Genomic DNA, 15,827 nt, shown 5'->3' with positions numbered 1-15,827 from the left:
CCGGTACGGACGCGGTCGGCAGCTGCCGGATCAGCGGCAGCGCCTGGTCGACGTACTCGCAGAGCAGGTGCGTGGAGACCAGGTGCAGTTCCTGCACCACCTGGCTGTCCGGGGACGGCACGGCGAGCACGTCGTGGCACAGGTCGGCGAGCGGGTTGGGGGCGGGGCCGGTGAAGGCCCAGCAGCGTAGGCCGGTGTCGCGTCCGGCGCGGGCGGCGGTGAGGAGGTTGGTGCTGGTGCCGCTGGTGGACATGAGCAGGAGGATGTCGTCGGGTCGGCCGTGGGCGCGGACCTGGCGGGCGAAGACCTCGTCGTAGCCGTAGTCGTTGCCGATGGCGGTGAGGGCGGAGGTTTCGGCGTGCAGGGCGATGGCGGAGAGGGGTTCGCGGTCGTCGCGGAGTTTGCCGACGAGTTCGGCGGTGAGGTGCTGGGCCTCGGCGGCGCTGCCACCGTTGCCGGCGACCAGCAGCCGCCCGCCCCGGGCCAGCGTCCAGGCCAGCTCGGTGCCCCAGCCGGCCAGCCGCTCGGCCTCCCGCCGGTACGGCAGCAGCGCCGCCGCCAGCCCGGACAGGTGGGCGTCGAGGGTGTCGTGGTGGCTCATCAGGCCACCGCCGGCGCCGGCCGGGAGGCCGTGGTCAGCGAGGCGTAGACCGCGCCGAGCTGCTCGGCGCAGCGCTTCCAGGAGTACCGGCTGCGGATCCGGTCCAGCGCCGCCGTGGCGTACGCGAACCGCCGGACCTTGTCGGACAGCAGCCGGCGCAGCGCGGTGCCGAGCGCGCGGGGGTCGCGGGGCGGCACGAGGTCACCGGTGAGCCCGTCCACGACGGTGTCGGCGATGCCGCCGACATTGGTGCCGACCACCGGCACCCCGCACGCCATTCCTTCCAGGGGGGTGAGCCCGAACGGCTCGTACCAGGGTGCGGCGACCAGCACGTCCGCCGAGCGGTACCAGGCGCCCATCTCCTCGCGGGGCACGGCGCCGACCAGCTTCACCCGGTCGGCCACGCCGCACGACTCGGCCAGCGCGGAGAGCCGCCGGGCGAACGAGTCGGCGGCGAGCAGGTCGGCCGGCGGGCCGCCGACCACCACGCACTCGGCGTCGGGCACCGCGGGCAGCGCCCGGACCACCTCCAGGAAGCCCTTGCGCTCGACCATCCGGCCGACGGTGAGGATGCGGGGGCGGGCCGGGTCGCGCGGGGCGACCGGGCCGTCGGGGCGGAACACCGCCTGGTTCACGCCGGACGGGACGAGCGCCATCCGGGACCGGGGCACGCCCATCCGGACCAGCTCGGCGACCTCGTCCTCGCACTGCACGATGACCCGGTCCGCGGCCCGGCCGAGCGTCCGCTCGTAGCCGATCCGCCCTGGCGGGCTCGTGTCCTTCGCGCCCTGGTGCCGGCGCTTGACCGTGCCGAGCGCGTGGTACGTCAGCACCGTGGGCACCCCGGTCCGCCGCCCGGCGTGCACGGTGGCCAACCCGCTCATCCAGAAGTGCGCGTGTGCCACGTCCGGGGTCCAGCCGCCGCGCCGCCAGGTGTCGGCCAGCCAGCTGCCGAACTCGCCCATGTACGGCAGCAGCTCGTCCTTCGGCACCCGGTGCGCCGGGCCGGCCGGCACGTGGCACACCTGGTAGCCGTCCGCGGTGGCCACCGCCTCGGGCAGGGCCGTGGAGTCCCGACGGGTGTAGACGCGGACGTCGTGCCCCTCGCCGACCAGCGCGGCCGCGAGCTCCGCCACGTGGGTGTTCTGCCCGCCGGCGTCCTCCTCGCCGAGGACGGCGAGCGGGCTGGCGTGCTCCGAAATCATCGCGATGCGCATGTCTCCTCCTCCATGAGCCGGTCCCAGTCGGCGAGGAACCGGTCGAGCCCGAAGCGTTCCTTCGTCACCTCGCGTGCCCGTGCCCCGAGCCGGTACGCCGCGTCGCGGTCCTCGGTGAGCCAGCGGGCCGCCTCGACGAGGGTGTCCACCCGGGTGGAGAGCACCCCCGCGTCGGGCGGCACGGCGTCCACGGCCTCGGTGGTGGCCAGCGCGACCACCGGCATGCCGATGGTCATGGCCTCGATCAGGCTCAGCCCGAGCGATGTCCAGCGGCAGAGGTGCAGGTACGCCCGCCGCCGGGCCACCTCGGCGTGCATCCGCTCCTGCGGCAGGTCGTCGTGGGCGGTCAGCCGATCCGGCGGCAGCCCGGTCCGCTCGGGCAGCCCGGCCACCCCCATGCCGAAGACGTCCAGCGGGGCGACGGCGGCGAAGCGCGGCATCAGGTCGGTGCCGGTGACCCGCCAGCGGCGTACCGGCTCGTTGGTGACCACGGCGAGCCGGTCCAGCTCGCCGGTCCACTCCACCTTCGGCGGCACGATGCCGTGTTCGACGACCGCCGTGCGGGTGCCGCCGTTGTCCCAGAACAGTTCGTTGAAGTGGGTGACGTGGGTGAGCAGCAGGTCGTCCCGGTCGGCCATCGGGTGGCGGGTGTCCGGCACGTCGCCCTTGGGGGTGTTGTGCTCGACGTAGATCGCCGGCAGGTCCCGGCCGGGCCGGCGGCCCAGCCACTGTTCGGCCAGCTCCAGCTCCTCGGGCCGTTGCAGGATCACCAGATCGACGTCGGTCCGTCCCAGCTCCTCCGGCGTCACCTCGACGGCGTTCTCCGGCCACGCGTAGGTGCGCGCCCGGCCCAGCCCGTACGGGCCGCGGTCGGGCGTGACCGGCACCAGGTACCGGTGTTTCCCGTGCACGAACGACGTCGTCCAGGAGCCGTGCACGTGCCAGAGCAGAACGTTCATCTCTCTCCTCGTCGGCGGCGGGGCGGGGGCGTGGTCGGGTGGCTTCAGCCGGGGGCGAGCCGGCGGACGGCGGCGACCACCCGGGCGGGGTCGACGCCGCTCAGGCAGGGGTGCCCGGCGACCGGGCAGCGGGCCGCGCGGGTGTCCCGGCAGGCCGCCTCGGCGTCACCGAGCCGGACCGTCGGCACCCGGTAGGGCGCCCACTGCCCGAAGGGGACGGTCGGGGCGAAGAGGCTGACCACCGGGGTGTCGAGGGCGGCCGCGAGGTGGGCCGGCCCGGTGTTGCCCACCACCAGGCAGCGGGCCCCGGCGAGGATCCGGGCGAGCCCGGCCAGGTCGGTCGTCCCGCCGAGGTCGGTGCCGCCGGCGGCGGCCACCCGGGCGGTCAGCTCCCGTTCGCCGGGCCCACCGGTGACCAGCACCCGGTGCCCGTCGGCCGCGAGTGCGGCCACGATCTCGGCGCAGCGCTCCGGCGGGCAGGCCCGGGCCGGCACCGACGCGCCGGGGTGCACCACCAGGTAGTCGCCGGCGGGCAGGTCGACGGCGGGCGCGGGCAGGTCGGCGCGGAGCCGCAGCCCCGGCTCGTCGCCGGCGGGCAGGGCGAAGCCGGCCGCGGCGGCCAGCGACAGCGCCCGCTCCGGCTCGGGCACCCCGACCGGCACCCGGTGCCGGACGTCCAGCAGGGACCCGGGGTAGTCGTCACTGATCGCGCTGATCCGCGGGACGCCGGCCATCCGCAGCAGCAGAGCGAGGGGCAGCGCCGACTGGTGGAAGGAGGTGAAGGCGACCGCCTCGTCGGCGCCCACCGCGGCCAGCCGGGCGGTGAGCCGGCGCATGTCGTCGGCGTCCACCGGCCCGGGGGAGCCGTCGATCCAGGGCAGCGGCCACTCGATGATCTCGTCGACGCCGGGCAGCAGCTCCGCGGCCGCCCGGCCGCGTGGCCCGCAGAGCAGCACCACCCGTTCCGCCCCGGCCGCCACCGCGCGGATGCCGGGGCCGGTGACCAGCACGTCGCCGGCCGAGTCGCTGCGCGCCACCAGCACCGTGCCGGCCGGCCCGGTGCGCGGCGCCACCGGGCGTACCGCCCGCTCCCGGCGCAGGATCTCGGCCACCGCGCCGGGCAGGTCCCGGGCGACGGCCGGCGCCTCGGCGACCTCCTCGGGGCGGGTGACCGGGGTGGGCACCAGGATCCCGGTGGCACCGGCGGCGAGCGCGGCGGCCATGTCGCGGCCGATGTCGCCGACCAGCACACAGCGCCGGGGCGCGGTGCCGAGCGCCCGGGCGGCCTCGTGCACCAGGCCGGGGGCCGGCTTGCGGCAGGCGCAGCCGTCGGTGTCGTCGTGCGGGCAGATGGCCCAGTGGTCGAAGGGGCCGAGCAGCTCCTCGATCCGGGTGTGCACCGCGTGCATCTCGCGCTCGGTGAAGTAGCCGCGGGCGAGTCCGGACTGGTTGGTCACGACGGCCAGCCGGAGCCCGGCCGCGCGCAGCCGGTCCAGCGCCTCGCGGGCGCCGGGAAGCGGCCGGACCTTCTCCGGGTCGCCGTTGTAGGGCACGTCCTCGACCAGCGTGCCGTCGCGGTCGAGCAGCACCGCGTCGTAGAGGGCGGGACCGGACGGATTCATGGCCGGACAGTTGCCCCGGGACAAGGAACTAAACATCACCGTCCCGCTCCGGGATCGCGCGCGGTGACCAGCGCCCCGGCGGGGACGGCGCGGGCGCGCCACCAGCCCCGTACAAAATGGACCACGGCGAGCGGTGGAATGAGCGCGCTGGTCACCAGCATGGTGGCGACCTCGTCGGGGGTGCGCGGGCCGGGCGCGACACGGGCCCGGGTGAACTCGGCGGTGCCGGCCACCCAGCCGAGCGCCGCCACGCCGCCGAGCACGCCGAGCGCCCGCCGGGCGCGGGCGGAGCGGAGGGGAGCGGCGCGCAGCGCCGCGGCGGCCAGCGCCACGGTGCCGGCCGCGGCGACCGCCACGTGCCGGGGCCGCCGCCCCGGAGGCAGGTCGAGGTCGGCGCGCCAGCGGCGGCCGTAGAGCCGGCGCAGCAGCGCGTCGTCGGCGTTGCCGCGCTGCGTGCGCAGGCTGACCCAGCGGCTCTCCAACCGGACCGGGTGGGTGACCCGCCGCCGGCCCTGGACCAGGTCCCAGCCGGCGCGCCGGACCCGGTGGGCCAGCTCGGCGTCCTCCCGGTAGGCGCGGGGGAAACGTTCGTCGAAGCCGCCGACGGCGGCCAGGGCCGCCCGGCGGTAGGCCATGTCGGCGGTGATCCACCGTCCCTCGGCGAGGCCGGCGGTGCCGCGTTCCCAGTCGGTGGGGCGCCGGTGCGCGGGCAGCGGGACGTCCACGACGCCCTGCACGCCACCGGTCCCGCCCGCCACCGCGAGGTCGGCACGCAGCCGCCGGACCCAGTCCGGCGCCGGCACCACGTCGTCGTCGAGGAAGACCACCCACTCGCCGCGCGCCGCCCGCCAGCCCAGGTTGCGGGCCGCCGCCGGGCCCGCGCCGCGCCCGGTCAGCACCTTCGTGTACGCCGCGAGCGCCCCCGGCACCGCCAGCTCGCCGGTGTCGTCGCGCCGGTCGTCGACCAGCAACAGCTCGGCCCCGGGCAGCTCGTCGAGCTGGCCGGCCAGGGCGTCGAGCAGGGTGGCCAGGCTGGGCCGCCCCAGCGTGGGCACCACCACGCTGATCATCGGGCGTCGCCCAGTGCGCGGCGGTGCACCGCGAACGGGCCGAGGGCGAGCAGGTCCACCGGGGCGGAGCCGAACAGCTCCATGGCCTCGCGGGGGGTGTCCACCATGGGCCGCCCGGCGGTGTTCAGCGAGGTGTTCACCACCACCGGCAGCCCGGTGCGCCGCTCGAACTCGGCCAGCAGCTCGGCCACCACCGGTTCGGTCTCCGGGTGCACGGTCTGCACCCGGGCCGTGCCGTCGACGTGGGTGACCGCCGGGATCCGGTCCCGCCACTCCGGCTTCACGCGGTGCACGAAGAGCATGTACGGGCTGGGGTACACCCCGTCGAACAGCTCCGCGAAGCGTTCCGCGCGGACCATCGGGGCGATCGGCCGGAACTGCTCGCGGCCCTTCACGTCGTTCATCCGTCGGGTGGTGTCCGGGTCGCCGGGGTGGGCCAGCAGCGACCGGTGGCCGAGCGCCCGCGGACCGTACTCGCTGCGTCCCTGGTACCAGGCGACGATCCCGTTGTCGGCGAGCACCCGGGCCGCCTCGGCGGCGATCGACGCCGGCCGGGTGTACGGCAGCTCCGCCCGGCGCAGCTCCGCCTCCAGCTCCTCGTCCGACCAGCCCCGGCCCAGGTCGGCGCCGGCCATCGGGGCGGACCGGTCGCCCAGCTCGCCGGCCACGTGCAGCGCCGCGCCGAGCGCGGTGCCCGAGTCACCGGCCGCCGGCTGCACCCAGACGTCCCGGTACGGCCCCTCGGCCGCGAGCCGGGCGTTGGCCACGCAGTTCAGCGCCACCCCGCCGGCCATGGCCAGGGTGGTGGCGCCGCCGGAGGCGTCGTACAGCCAGCGGGACAGGTCGAGGACGACCTCCTCGAGCCGCGCCTGCACGCTGGACGCCAGGTCGGCGTGCTCCTCGGCCAGTTCGCCGCCGGCCGCGACCGCCTTGGCCATGCTCGACCAGTCGATCCGCTCGACCTGGAAGCCGCCGTCGTCGGTGACCCGCACCAGGTCACGGAGCAGGCCCAGGTGCCGGGGCCGCCCGTAGGAGGCCAGCGCCATCACCTTGTACTCGTCGCTGGAGTGCAGGAAGCCCAGGTGTCGGGTGAGGTCCTCGTAGAGCAGGCCGAGCGAGTGGGGGAGCTGCTGGGAGTACAGCGGCGACAGCCGGCCGTCGCGGTAGACGCCGGCCAGGTGGCTGGCAACCTCGCCGCGGCCGTCGAGCACCAGCACCGCGGTGTCGTCGCCGGCGGGCGGGGCGGCCAGGCCGGCGGAGGCCGCGTGGGCGACGTGGTGCGGCACGAACCGCACCTTGTCCGGGTCGAGCCCGGGCAGGGCGGCGGCCAGGAACTGCGGGGCCCGCCGGGCGTAGTCGACCCGCAGCCAGTCCCAGGGGTCGCTGAGGCCCAGCTCGGCCGCGTCGCGGCAGAGGCCGGGGTCGAAGGAGTACGCGACCGCGTCGATGGCGTCCACGTCGATCCCGGTGCTGGCCAGGCACCATGCGGCGGACAGCTCGGGCAGCTCCCAGGCGGAGAAGGGCACCGGCCGCTTGCCGTGCTTGCGGCGACTGAACCGCTCCTCTTCGGCGGCGGCCACCACCCGGCCGTCGACCACCAGGGCGGCCGCGGGGTCGTGGAAGATCGCGTTGATTCCAAGGACGCGCATGAGTGGTCCCTACCCTGGCGACCCCGCCCTAACCGGTAGATCATCGACTTCTCCGAGAAGTCGAATCTCCGTTGTGGAGTTTCCAATTCGGGACCAAAGCCCCTGGTCGGCGCCGTATGAAGCGGCGAAGCTGGGCAAAGCGGCGCAGTTGGCTCCGGCAGTCGCTTCCGGCTCCGGTGCCCCCGTGCCCGCGACGATCCGACCGGGAGGTGTCTTCGTGTCCCCGTCCTCACTGCCCGTGCTCGCCGAGGAGCAGCTCACCCTGGCCCGGGCCACCGACAGCGGGCGCAGCGCCCGGACCCTGCACGGCGGTCCGACCACCCTGCTGCGACAGACGCTGGTCGCGCTTGTCGCCGGCCACGCCCTGGCGGAGCACGCCAGCCCTGGCGGCGCGACGCTCCAGGTGCTGCGCGGACGGGTCCGGCTCACCGCCGGGGACCGGACCTGGCCGGGTTCGGCGGGAGACCTGCTGGTGATCCCGGACGCCCACCACGCGTTGCACGCCGACGAGGACGCCGTGGTGCTGCTCACGGTCGCCCGCGGGTGAGCGCCGTCCGACCGTTGAGCGCCACCGGCACCGGTCCCGCCGCGGACTCCATCTCCCGTCAGCCCGCCGCGGATCGGCCCGCAGCCGGAACCGGCTCGGGTCGGTTCGCCGCCCGACGCGCTTCCGGTCGTCCGGCCGCGCGGTCCGCTCGACCGGCCCGTGGCCGCCGGAACCGCTGGCTGCCGCCGCAGCACGGCGCCTGGGCGATGCTGCTCCTGCCGTACGTCGCGGCGGTCGGCGTGACCGGTCCGCACTGGCCGCACCTGCCCGTGCTCGGCGTCGGGCTCGCCGGGTACCTGTTCTCGTACTACGCCCTGCTCGCGGTGAAGACCGGCCGCCCCGACCGGGTACGCCCGCAGCTCCTGGTCTACGGCGGGGCGACCGCGCTGCTCGGGGTGCCCGTGCTGCTCGCCCGCCCCGCCGTCCTCGGCTACGTCCCGCTCTACGCCGTGCTCCTCGCCGTCAACGTCGGCCACGCCCGGCTCCGCCGCGAACGGGCCCTGCTCAACGACCTCGCCTCGGTGGCCCAGAGCCTGCTCGTGGTGTTCGTGGTGGCCACCGTCGCCGAGGTCCCGCCGGCCGACCTGGTCGGGGTGGCGGCGGCGGTCGGCGCGTACCTGGTCGGCACGGTGCTGTACGTCAAGACGATGATCCGGGAGCGGGGGAGCGCCCGGTACCGGTGGGCCTCGCTTGCGTACCACCTGGTGGCGTTGGCGGTGGCGATGGTCGCCGGATGGGGGCCGGCGGTGGCGGCGGTCTTCGCGCTGCTGCTGCTCCGGGCGGGGGTCCTGCCCGGCCGGAGGCTCAGCCCGGTGCGGGTGGGACTGATCGAGATGGTCGGCACCCTGCTGGTGCTCGCCGCGGTGGCCGCCCGCTGGGCCTGACCGGGAACGCGGGCCGTGCCGCGGCCCGCCAGTGGCCCGACGCCGCCCGCGGGGCCGGCGCTCGCGACCCTGAGTGACTGCCGCCTCCGACGGTCGTGGTTACGAAACGTGACGGCACTGCTGAGGGTCCGCCTCCGGGGTCGCCGCCAGCATCCTCTGACCGAGCAGCCAAAACGCGCACCAAGTCCCCCGGCCCCCCACCACCCCCAGCCCGCCTTTGCTCTGCAGCCCTATACGCACCGGCAACCCTCCGTGAGCGATGCCTATAGGGCTGCAGAGCAAAGCGAGTCTGCGGGGGATGCCGGGGCGGCAGCGGTCTCACGGAGCGTGGTCGCGGTTATGTGCGGTCGGTTGCGGCTGCGGTCTTCCTTCGAGCCGGGTGGCGGGTGGGATCACAATGGGTCGCCGAGATGGCGCGGGGCCGGTGTCGGGCAGTGCCCGACACCGGCCCCGGTCGCCGCGGATGGCGAGCCTCAGCGCAGCATGCCCGGACCGAACACCTCGTACGCGATCCGCTCGGCCGGTACGCCCCGGCGCAGCAGGCCGCCCCGGACCAGGGTCATGAACGGCACCGGCCCGCACAGGTGCACGTACGCGTCGGGGGCGAGCGGGACCAGCGCTGGGTCCACGAGCCCTTCGGTGATCTCCGCCTTGATGCCGGCCAGTTCGGCGCCGGCGGCGTCCTCGTACCAGAGGCGCACCGACAGGTTCGGCAGCCGCTCCTGGAGCGCGGGCAGTTCGTGGCGCAGCGCGTGCGCGGCCCCACTGCGGTCGGCGTGCACCAGCGTCACCGGCCGCTCCGGCTCGGTGGCGGTCAGGTGCGCCAGCGCCGACATGGCCGGGGTCAGTCCGATGCCGGCGCTGACCAGCAGCAGCGGCTCCCCGCCGCCGAGCGCGCTGACCTCGCCGAACGGCGGGCTGAGCCGCAGCGTGTCGCCGACGGCCACCCGCTCGTGCAGGAAGCCGGAGACCATGCCGTCGGGCGCGCCGCCCGTCCCGCGTACCCGCTTCACGGTGATCCGCCAGTGGTCGGCGCCGGGCCGGCCGGAGAGGCTGTACTGCCGGATCTGCTGGCCGCGGCCGCCGTCCAGGTCGACGGCGACGGAGGTGTACTGGCCCGCGGTGAAGCCGGGCACCGTTCCGCCGTCGGCGGGGACCAGGGTGAACGACACCACGTCAGGCGTCTCCGCCGTCCTGTCCGTGACCCGCCACTCGCGCCACACCGACCCGTTCTCCGGCACCCCGGCCTCGGTGTAGAGGCGCGCCTCCCGGGCGACCAGCTCGCAGGCCAGCAGCCAGTACACCTCGTCCCAGGCCGCCGCGACCTCGGGGGTGACCGCCTCGCCGAGCACCTCGGCCACCGCGGCCATCAGGTGCCGGCCGACGATCGTGTACTGGGTGGCGGTGATCCCCAGGGAGACGTGCTTGTGCGCGATCCGGTCCAGGATCGGCCCCCACGGCACGGCGCTGCCCCCGATCAGGTGCTCGGCGTACGCGACCACGGCGCCGGCCAGCGCCGCCTTCTGCGTGCCGGTGGCCTGGTTGCTCCGGTTGAAGATGTTCAGGAGCTCCGGGTGGGCGGCGAACATGCGCTGGTAGAACCGGCCGGTGATCGCCTCGCCGTTGGCCTGCACGGCGGGCAGGGTCGCCGTCACCACCGCTGCTGAGGATTCCGAAAGCACGATTACTCCTTGTGGCGTCGAACAGGTCGCTCACCACTGAACAGGCATCCAAAACTCCTCTTCAGGGTCGAAGGTCCCGGGGTCGCGGTAGCGCTCGTCACACCCGGCAAGGGGCGGTTCGACCCGTGTCGCGACGAGCGACCGCTGGCTAGGGTCGAGGCGTGAAGCTCAACCGGTCGACCGACATGGCGCTGCGCATCGCCATGCTGACCGCCGCCTCCCCGGCCCGGACGACGGTGGACGAGCTCGCCACCCAGCTCGCGCTGCCGCGCAGCCACGTGGCCAAGGTGGTGCAGCGGTTGCAACGGCTCGGCGTGCTCGTCACCATCCGGGGCCGCTCCGGCGGGGTGACCTTCGCCGAGCACGCCGGGGAGCTGACCGTCGGCCACGTGGTCCGGGCCTTCGAGGGTGACGACGAGGTGGTCAACTGCGAGCAGCCGGCCTGCCCGCTGGTCGCCGGCTGCCGGCTGCGCGGCGAGCTGCGCCGGGCCCAGGCCGCCTTCCTCGCCGTGCTCGACGGCGTACGCCTCGGCGACCTGGCCGACGGCGCGGCCGGTCCGCTGCTGCTCGCCCTCGGCGCCCCACCGGTGCGTCCCTGATGGCCGTCTCGCATCCGATCTTCGCCCGGGTCTTCGCCCGGGCCAGCGTCGCCATGGACCGGGCCGGCGCCGCCGCGCACCGGCGCCGCCTGGTGGCCGGGCTGCGGGGCCGGGTGGTCGAGGTGGGCGCCGGCAACGGGCGGAACCTGCCGCACTATCCGTCGACCGTCACCGGGGTGCTCGCCGTGGAGCCGGAGCCCCGGTTGCGCGCCGCGCTCCGGGCCGCCGTGCCCGACGCCCCGGTGCCGGTGACCGTGGCCGCCGGCCTGGCCGAGGCGCTGCCGGTCGCCGACGCGAGCGCCGACGCGGTGGTGCTGTCGCTGGTGCTCTGCTCGGTGCCCGACCAGGCGGTGGCGCTGCGCGAGGCGCGCCGGGTGCTCCGGCCGGGCGGGCAGCTCCGCTTCTACGAGCACGTCGTCGCGGAGACACCCGGGCTGCGCCGGGCCCAGCGCCTGGCGGACGCCACGCTCTGGCCGCTCTGCTGCGCCGGCTGCCACACCGCGCGGGACACCGTGACGGCGATCCGGGCGGCCGGCTTCACGGTGGTCGAGCTGGACCGGTTCCGCTTCCCGCCGGCCGGGATGCCGGGTCCCGCGTCGCCGCACGTTCTCGGCGCGGCTGTCCGTCCCTGAGTCCCGCGTGCCGGCTCCGGCGCGACCCGCCGTGGGGCGCCCCCGAGCGGGGACGCCCCACGACGCCGGTCAGCTCACCGTGATCGTGCCGTCCGGGGCGCGGACGCACGAGACCGCCCGTGCGCCGGTCGCGGCGGCGCCGGTCAGGCAGCGGCCGAGCACCCGGTGGCCGGCGGCGCTCGGGTGCCAGGACTCCTGGCAGGTCTGGAAGTAGGTGCCGCAGGCGTTCGCGATCCGCTGGATGTCGAGCTTGTCGTAGCCGGAGAGGCTGGTCACGAAGACACCGGTCGGGCCGTCCATGAGCCGGATGGGGGTGGCCAGGGCGTTGCCCGGGCTGCCCGCCGACTCGCAGAGCCGGGCGCCGTCGAAGGCGCGCTGCACGTTCAGGTAGACCAGGTCGTCCTGCGGGAACTCGGCGGCCAGGGTGGTCCGGACCGAGCTGACCAGGGTGCCGAGGCCCTGGGAGAAGCGCTGGCCCGGCGCGAGGCTGGCCCGGTGGATCGGGCAGCCGGCCGCGTACCGCTCGGCGCCGAGGGCGCGGAACTTGTCCCGGGTGTCGTCCCGGTCGTCCTCAGTCCAGTAGGGCGAGGCCAGGTCGGTGGGGAGCGGGTTGGTGTAGTCCTGGAACACCACCCGGTGCTGGCCGTCGGCGTCGATCTGGTCGAGGGTGGTGAGCAGTTGCCGGACCGCCGCGGTGGTCTCCGCGGTGGCCGCGCTGAACTGCGCGGCGGTGGCCAGGTCGGCGTCCGTGCACGGCTCCTGCTCGACGGGCCCGCCGAGGTACGCCCAGAACTCCCACCAGCCGGTCCAGGCGTCGGCGATGAAGCGGTTGGCGCACTTCTCCGCCACGCTGCCGAAGGTGAACGAGCTGTTGTTCGAGCCGAGGCCGACGAGCACCAGGTCGATGTCGTGGGTCTGTGCCACCGCGCGGAGCTGGTCGAGCTGGGCGCTCACCTGCCGCCCCTTGGTCCGGGTCGCGGAGGCGCCGGCGATGTCGTAGGGCTGCCCGCCCGAGCAGGCCAGGTTGAAGCGGGCGGCGATGCCCGGCAGGTCGGCCTGGAAGAGCGAGGCGTTCGGCGAGCGGTGGCAGAAGTACGCGTTGCTGTTCGGCGCCGACCAGCCGGGGAAGCCCTGGGCCACCCCGTTGACGTCGACCACCGGCGCGTACGCCCCGGCGCCCTCGCCGCTGATGAAGCTGTCGCCCAGCGCCACGGCGGCGGTGGGCAGGGCGGCCGCGGCGGGCCCGGCGGGCGCCACGGCTGCCGGCAGCGCCACCGCGGCGACGGCCAGCGCCGCCGCGAGCGCGGCACGACGGAACAGGGACATGTCCCGACCCCCTCACACATCTAAATGTGAAAGATCCTCTGAGGAGGCGATCAGACCACGGCCGTGTGACGCACGTCAATGGCCCGGCGCGCGGGGCGCGCCGGGCCGTGGGCGGGTTGGGTCAGGCGGGCCGGCGGAACTCCGCGCGCCAGCGGAGCCCGCCGTCCGGGGCGACGATCTCCTCGGTCCGTGCGGGGACGAGCGACCCGGCGGCGAAGGCGTCCAGCTCGGCCCGGGTCAGCGGCCAGGGCGGGCCCTCGACCTCCTCGTCGTCGCGCCGGCCAGCCATGATCACCAGCAGGGTCCCGCCGGGTGCGACCAACCGGCCCACCGCCGGGATCGCCCGCTCCCGGACCCCGGCCGGCAGCGCCTGCACGTTCATGCTCTCCAGCACCAGGTCGAACCCGCCGAGCCAGGCGGCCGGCGGGTCGAGCAGGTCGGCGGTCTCGTACCGGACCGGGGAGCCGGCATGGCGGCGGCGGGCGGTCCGCACCGCGGTGGGGGAGATGTCGAAGGCCACGGTGGCGAAGCCCAGCCGGGCCAGGTGCTCGGCGTCGCGGCCGAAGCCGCAGCCGACCACGAGGGCGCGGCGGCCGGTGCCGTCCGGTCGCTCCCGGTCGGTCCACTCCGCGAGCAGCGAGTGCGGGCCGTCCCGGTCCCACGGCACCACCGCCGCGCCCCGTTCGGCCTCGGCGTAGAGCCGCTCGAAGCGGTCGACCGGCTCGTCCCCGGCGGCGGTCCGGGAAGACACCGGGCTGTTCACGACGTTGTCCCGCACGGACGCCTCCTCGCTCCAGCCCCCTCACGAGGGCGGTGGCACGGACCGCCGGGAGCCTAACCGGACAACGCACCGCACGGGTGCCACAGCTCTGTCGGAGCGCCGGGCTAGGCTCGCTGCGGCGCGCCGCCCGTGGCGATCGAGTTGGGGAATCGACACGGTGACCGGCACCACACCGCCGAGACCTGGGAGTACGACCAGTTGACCGCACAGCCTGAGACCCTGTACGGGGCCGACGACCTGACGCACCTGGAGGGCCTCGATGCCGTCCGGAAGCGCCCCGGCATGTACATCGGCTCGACCGACAGCCGTGGCGTGGGTCACCTCGTCAACGAGATCCTCGACAACTCGACCGACGAGGGTGTGGGGGGTCACGCCACCAAGGTCGACGTGATCCTGCACGCCGACGGCTCGGTGCGGGTCGACGACGACGGTCGCGGCATCCCGACCGACGTGCACGCCAAGTCCGGCATCTCCGGCGTGGAGCTGGTGCTGACCCGGCTGCACGCGGGCGGCAAGTTCGGCGGCTCCGGCTACAAGACCTCCGGTGGCCTGCACGGCGTGGGCGCCTCGGCCGTCAACGCACTCTCCCGGCGGTTCGACGTCACCGTCCGCCGCGGCGGCAAGGTCCACTCGATGTCGTTCCGGCACGGCGTCCCCGGGATCTTCGACGGCGACGGGCCGGACGCGCCGTTCACCCCCGGCCCCGGCCTCCAGATCGTCGGCGCCATGAAGCGCGGCCAGCGCACCGGCACCTCGATCCGCTGGTGGCACGACCCGCGCTACTTCGAGACGGGCGCGGCGCTCGACACCGAGGCGGTCCGGCTCAAGCTGCGCAACACCGCCTTCCTGGTGCCCGGCGTGGCCTACCGGCTGCGCGACGAGACCGGCGAGAAGGCCGTCGAGGAGAACTTCCACTTCCCCAACGGCCTCACCGACATGGTGGAATACCTCGCCCCGGCCGGCGACCGCCCGGTCTCGGGCACCCTGCTGGTCACCGGCGAGGGCACCTACCGGGAGAACGCCGCCGACGCCAACGGCGTCATGCAGTCCAACGTGCAGCGCCGGGCCGAGGTCGAGGTGGCCTTCCGCTGGGGCACCGGCTACGAGCGCACCGTCGAGTGCTTCACCAACACCATCCGCAACGCCCACGGCGGCACCCACCGCAAGGGCTTCGAGCGGGCCCTGGCCCGCACGCTGGCGGAGGCCGCCCGCAACACCCGCGGCCTGCTCAAGCCCAAGGAGGACGCGCCCACCCTGGACGACGTCCTGGAGGGCATGACCGCCGTGGTGCATGTGCGGATCCCGGAGCCGCAGTTCACCTCGCAGACCAAGGACGAGCTGTCCACCGCGGGCATCACCAAGGTGCTCCAGGGCCTGGTCGAGGCGCACCTCAAGGCGTGGCTGGAGGACCGGAGGACCAAGGCCGAGGCCCGGACGGTGCTCCAGAAGATCGTCGACGCGGCCCGCGTCCGGCTCACGCAGAAGCAGCAGAAGGACGCCGCCCGGCGCAAGACCGCCCTGGAGGGCGCGTCGATGCCGGCCAAGCTGGTCGACTGCCGGGCCACCGGCGTGGACCGCAGCGAGCTGTTCATCGTCGAGGGGGACAGCGCGCTCGGCACCAGCCGGATGGCCCGCTCCTCGGAATACCAGGCCCTGCTGCCGATCCGCGGCAAGATCCTGAACGTGCAGAAGGCGAACCTCCAGCAGGTGCTGGACAACGCCGAGTGCGCGGCGATCGTGCAGGTGCTCGGCGCCGGCTCGGGGCGGACCTTCGACCTCTCCGCCCTGCGCTACGGCCGGGTGCTCATCATGGCCGACGCGGACGTGGACGGCGCGCACATCCGGACCCTGCTCATCACGCTCTTCGCCCGCTACATGCGACCGCTGATCGAGGCGGGCCGGCTGTACGCGGCCATGCCGCCCCTGCACAAGATCACCACCAGGGGCCGCAACCCGCAGACCGTCTACACCTACACGCAGGCCGAGATGGAGGCGACGGTCCGCAAGCTGGAGAAGTCCGGCAAGCAGATCGTCACGCCCATCCCGCGGTTCAAGGGTCTCGGCGAGATGGACGCCGACGAACTCTGGGAGACGACCATGAACCCGGCGACCCGGGCGGTCCGCCGGATCACCCTCGACGACGTCGAGGCCGCCGAGCGGATCCTCGAACTGCTCATGGGCGAGAAGGTCGAGCCCCGCCGCAACTGGCTCATCGAATCGGCCGACCTGGTCGACCGCGACGCCATCGACGCCTGACC

Annotated in this window: 13 protein-coding genes and 1 pseudogene; 5 read left to right on the top strand and 9 right to left on the bottom strand. The window is 75.0% G+C overall.

What is annotated here, in order from left to right:
• Positions 1 to 30 precede the first annotated feature (30 nt).
• The 6 genes and pseudogenes from NLX85_RS01830 to NLX85_RS01805 all read right to left on the bottom strand — a co-directional run.
• Positions 31 to 601: pseudogene (locus NLX85_RS01830) on the bottom strand (SIS domain-containing protein); the annotation flags it as partial.
• Positions 601 to 1,818: a glycosyltransferase gene (locus NLX85_RS01825; RefSeq protein ID WP_254331279.1), complete on the bottom strand. Its 1,218-nt coding sequence runs from the start codon at positions 1,816 to 1,818 to the stop codon at positions 601 to 603. The gene NLX85_RS01825 and the pseudogene NLX85_RS01830, both read right to left, overlap by 1 nt.
• The gene (locus NLX85_RS01820; RefSeq protein WP_254331278.1) at positions 1,803 to 2,777 is read right to left on the bottom strand and encodes a glycosyltransferase; all 975 of its coding nucleotides are present in this window, start codon (positions 2,775 to 2,777) and stop codon (positions 1,803 to 1,805) included. Before NLX85_RS01820 ends, NLX85_RS01825 begins: the two co-directional genes overlap by 16 nt.
• 44 nt (positions 2,778 to 2,821) lie before the next feature.
• Positions 2,822 to 4,399 (bottom strand): HAD-IIIA family hydrolase, encoded by a 1,578-nt coding sequence (locus NLX85_RS01815; RefSeq protein WP_254331277.1) that lies wholly within the window; start codon positions 4,397 to 4,399, stop codon positions 2,822 to 2,824.
• Positions 4,400 to 4,434: 35 nt separating this feature from the next.
• The gene (locus NLX85_RS01810; RefSeq protein WP_254331276.1) at positions 4,435 to 5,469 is read right to left on the bottom strand and encodes a glycosyltransferase family 2 protein; all 1,035 of its coding nucleotides are present in this window, start codon (positions 5,467 to 5,469) and stop codon (positions 4,435 to 4,437) included.
• Positions 5,466 to 7,118, bottom strand: a complete 1,653-nt coding sequence (locus NLX85_RS01805) for a carbamoyltransferase C-terminal domain-containing protein (RefSeq protein WP_254331275.1) — start codon at positions 7,116 to 7,118, stop codon at positions 5,466 to 5,468. The genes NLX85_RS01810 and NLX85_RS01805 overlap by 4 nt, the downstream gene beginning before the upstream one ends.
• A 217-nt stretch (positions 7,119 to 7,335) precedes the next feature.
• On the opposite strand from NLX85_RS01805, the gene NLX85_RS01800 reads away from it, so the two are divergent.
• Positions 7,336 to 7,665, top strand: coding sequence for a cupin domain-containing protein (locus tag NLX85_RS01800; protein ID WP_254331274.1), 330 nt, complete (start codon positions 7,336 to 7,338; stop codon positions 7,663 to 7,665).
• Between the two features lie 179 nt (positions 7,666 to 7,844).
• Positions 7,845 to 8,549 carry a YwiC-like family protein gene (locus tag NLX85_RS01795; protein WP_256566255.1) on the top strand — a complete coding sequence of 235 codons (705 nt, stop codon included), beginning with the start codon at positions 7,845 to 7,847 and terminating at the stop codon, positions 8,547 to 8,549.
• Positions 8,550 to 9,022: 473 nt separating this feature from the next.
• On the opposite strand, the gene NLX85_RS01790 is transcribed toward NLX85_RS01795, so the two are convergent.
• Positions 9,023 to 10,231 carry a globin domain-containing protein gene (locus NLX85_RS01790; RefSeq protein WP_254331272.1) on the bottom strand — a complete coding sequence of 403 codons (1,209 nt, stop codon included), beginning with the start codon at positions 10,229 to 10,231 and terminating at the stop codon, positions 9,023 to 9,025.
• A 161-nt stretch (positions 10,232 to 10,392) separates the two neighbouring features.
• Here NLX85_RS01790 and NLX85_RS01785 point away from each other — a divergent pair, with 161 nt between their 5' ends.
• Both NLX85_RS01785 and NLX85_RS01780 read left to right on the top strand, forming a co-directional pair.
• Positions 10,393 to 10,830: an Rrf2 family transcriptional regulator gene (locus tag NLX85_RS01785; protein WP_254331271.1), complete on the top strand. Its 438-nt coding sequence runs from the start codon at positions 10,393 to 10,395 to the stop codon at positions 10,828 to 10,830.
• Positions 10,830 to 11,462, top strand: a complete 633-nt coding sequence (locus NLX85_RS01780) for a class I SAM-dependent methyltransferase (RefSeq protein ID WP_254331270.1) — start codon at positions 10,830 to 10,832, stop codon at positions 11,460 to 11,462. The genes NLX85_RS01785 and NLX85_RS01780 overlap by 1 nt, the downstream gene beginning before the upstream one ends.
• 69 nt (positions 11,463 to 11,531) lie before the next feature.
• Here NLX85_RS01780 and NLX85_RS01775 read toward each other — a convergent pair whose 3' ends face one another.
• Positions 11,532 to 12,788 carry a hypothetical protein gene (locus NLX85_RS01775; protein WP_254331269.1) on the bottom strand — a complete coding sequence of 419 codons (1,257 nt, stop codon included), beginning with the start codon at positions 12,786 to 12,788 and terminating at the stop codon, positions 11,532 to 11,534.
• 121 nt (positions 12,789 to 12,909) lie between these two features.
• Complete coding sequence (locus tag NLX85_RS01770; RefSeq protein WP_254331268.1) at positions 12,910 to 13,566, bottom strand: class I SAM-dependent methyltransferase; 657 nt, start codon at positions 13,564 to 13,566, stop codon at positions 12,910 to 12,912.
• A gap of 144 nt (positions 13,567 to 13,710) precedes the next feature.
• Between NLX85_RS01770 and NLX85_RS01765 the strand changes: the two genes are divergently transcribed.
• Positions 13,711 to 15,825, top strand: a complete 2,115-nt coding sequence (locus NLX85_RS01765) for a type IIA DNA topoisomerase subunit B (RefSeq protein WP_254333559.1) — start codon at positions 13,711 to 13,713, stop codon at positions 15,823 to 15,825.
• Positions 15,826 to 15,827: the final 2 nt, after the last annotated feature.

The sequence above is a fragment of the Micromonospora sp. A3M-1-15 genome, assembly GCF_024213425.1.
Classification (GTDB): Bacteria; Actinomycetota; Actinomycetes; order Mycobacteriales; family Micromonosporaceae; genus Micromonospora; species Micromonospora chersina.
The sequence above is the reverse complement of the archived record's forward strand: the minus strand, read 5'-3'. Positions and strand labels throughout refer to the sequence as shown.

What these genes read in the sequence shown, in the direction of transcription:
- NLX85_RS01820 (WP_254331278.1), bottom strand. Translation starts at nt 2,777, where the DNA reads ATGAACGTTCTGCTCTGGCACGTGCACGGCTCCTGGACGACGTCGTTC.
- NLX85_RS01815 (WP_254331277.1), bottom strand. Translation starts at nt 4,399, where the DNA reads ATGAATCCGTCCGGTCCCGCCCTCTACGACGCGGTGCTGCTCGACCGC.
- NLX85_RS01810 (WP_254331276.1), bottom strand. Translation starts at nt 5,469, where the DNA reads ATGATCAGCGTGGTGGTGCCCACGCTGGGGCGGCCCAGCCTGGCCACC.
- NLX85_RS01775 (WP_254331269.1), bottom strand. Translation starts at nt 12,788, where the DNA reads ATGTCCCTGTTCCGTCGTGCCGCGCTCGCGGCGGCGCTGGCCGTCGCC.
- NLX85_RS01780 (WP_254331270.1), top strand. Translation starts at nt 10,830, where the DNA reads ATGGCCGTCTCGCATCCGATCTTCGCCCGGGTCTTCGCCCGGGCCAGC.
- NLX85_RS01825 (WP_254331279.1), bottom strand. Translation starts at nt 1,818, where the DNA reads ATGCGCATCGCGATGATTTCGGAGCACGCCAGCCCGCTCGCCGTCCTC.
- NLX85_RS01805 (WP_254331275.1), bottom strand. Translation starts at nt 7,118, where the DNA reads ATGCGCGTCCTTGGAATCAACGCGATCTTCCACGACCCCGCGGCCGCC.